Source organism: Anoxybacillus sp. LAT27 (assembly GCF_022030075.1).
Lineage (GTDB): Bacteria > Bacillota > Bacilli > Bacillales > Anoxybacillaceae > Anoxybacillus > Anoxybacillus kestanbolensis.
In genome coordinates this window covers 1-1,155 of sequence record NZ_JAIWYK010000043.1, presented here as the reverse complement: position 1 = coordinate 1,155, position 1,155 = coordinate 1, and the positions used below count along the sequence as shown (strand labels likewise).

1 protein-coding gene, 2 rRNA genes and 1 pseudogene are annotated in these 1,155 nt (G+C 43.0%); all 4 read right to left on the bottom strand.

Translation table 11 applies throughout. The features are described from left to right. Positions 1 to 307: pseudogene (locus tag LD028_RS02335) on the bottom strand (aminotransferase class I/II-fold pyridoxal phosphate-dependent enzyme); the annotation flags it as partial. Between the two features lie 81 nt (positions 308 to 388). Then, positions 389 to 571, bottom strand: coding sequence for a sigma factor G inhibitor Gin (locus tag LD028_RS02330; RefSeq protein WP_035021128.1), 183 nt, complete (start codon positions 569 to 571; stop codon positions 389 to 391). Positions 572 to 697: 126 nt separating this feature from the next. Beyond that, positions 698 to 814: ribosomal RNA gene (gene rrf, locus LD028_RS02325) — 5S ribosomal RNA — on the bottom strand. Positions 815 to 1,023: 209 nt separating this feature from the next. After that, positions 1,024 to 1,155, bottom strand: a 23S ribosomal RNA gene (locus LD028_RS02320); the annotation flags it as partial.

The window sequence follows — 1,155 nt, the reverse complement described above, 5'->3', positions numbered from 1 at the left end:
TTTCACACACGGCTACAATCATAGCTAAATTACCAGCCGTAGAACCATTGACTAAAAAATATGTGCGCTTTACTCCATACAAATTTGCTGCTAACTGTTGTGCTTGTTCAATTGCCCCTGCTGGATGATGTAAATCGTCTAAATGTGAAAGCTCAGTTACGTCTAAATGCAATAATGGCGCAAAAGAAAAAAGAGCTTCTTCATAAAAAACAGCTCCATATTTATGCCCTGGTACGTGAAATGAAATCGGTTGTGTCGAAGCATGTTCACGCAAAAGTGTATATAGAGGTGTTTTCGTTTGATCCATCTTTATTCGCTTCCTCGCTCAAGTTGTTTTATATATTTTATATTAAAATAAAACAGGCCCTAATCATAGTAGGGGCCTCAGTTATGAATATATTTTATTCTCTCCTATTCTTTTCAACCGATCAACGTAAAATTTGTATTTTTCATCATTTGTTTCGGTTTGAATCAAGTCGTTGTGACAATCCATACATATGAAATGATGAAAAACATGAATCCCTTTTTTATTTTGCTCATCACATACAATACAAGTTTCTTTATAACACATTCGTTCTCCACCTCCCGCCAATAGTTTTCCCAGTTTCATATAACAATATACTTCAGAAATAATCATTTGGTGCGGGGGTGCAAAAAGACAAAAAGACCAAGACTAATTTGTCTTGGTCTTTTTCTTGCCCGGCAACGTCCTACTCTCGCAGGCGGTGTCCCGCCAACTACCATCGGCGCTGGAGAGCTTAACTTCCGTGTTCGGGATGGGAACGGGTGTGACCTCTCCGCCATCGTCACCGAGCAAACATGCTCTTTCGTTTCGCCTCTTTCGGCGTGAAGGATAATTCCTTCAAAACTAGATAACAGAACAGTCGCCTTCGCTTTTCGTGATGTCTAGCTGCGGCTCCTAGCCCCTCGAATCGCTTCAGTCCTGCTGTGGCGGCAACAGCCTCCTCGCAGGCCTTTCGCGTTCTTCGTGGCTGGACAGTCGCCTTCGCTTTTCTTGTGTGTTTAGTTAAGTCCTCGATCGATTAGTATCCGTCAGCTGCACGTGTCGCCACGCTTCCACCTCGGACCTATCTACCTTGTCATCTTCAAGGGATCTTACTCGCTTGACGCGATGGGAAATCTCATCTTGAGGGG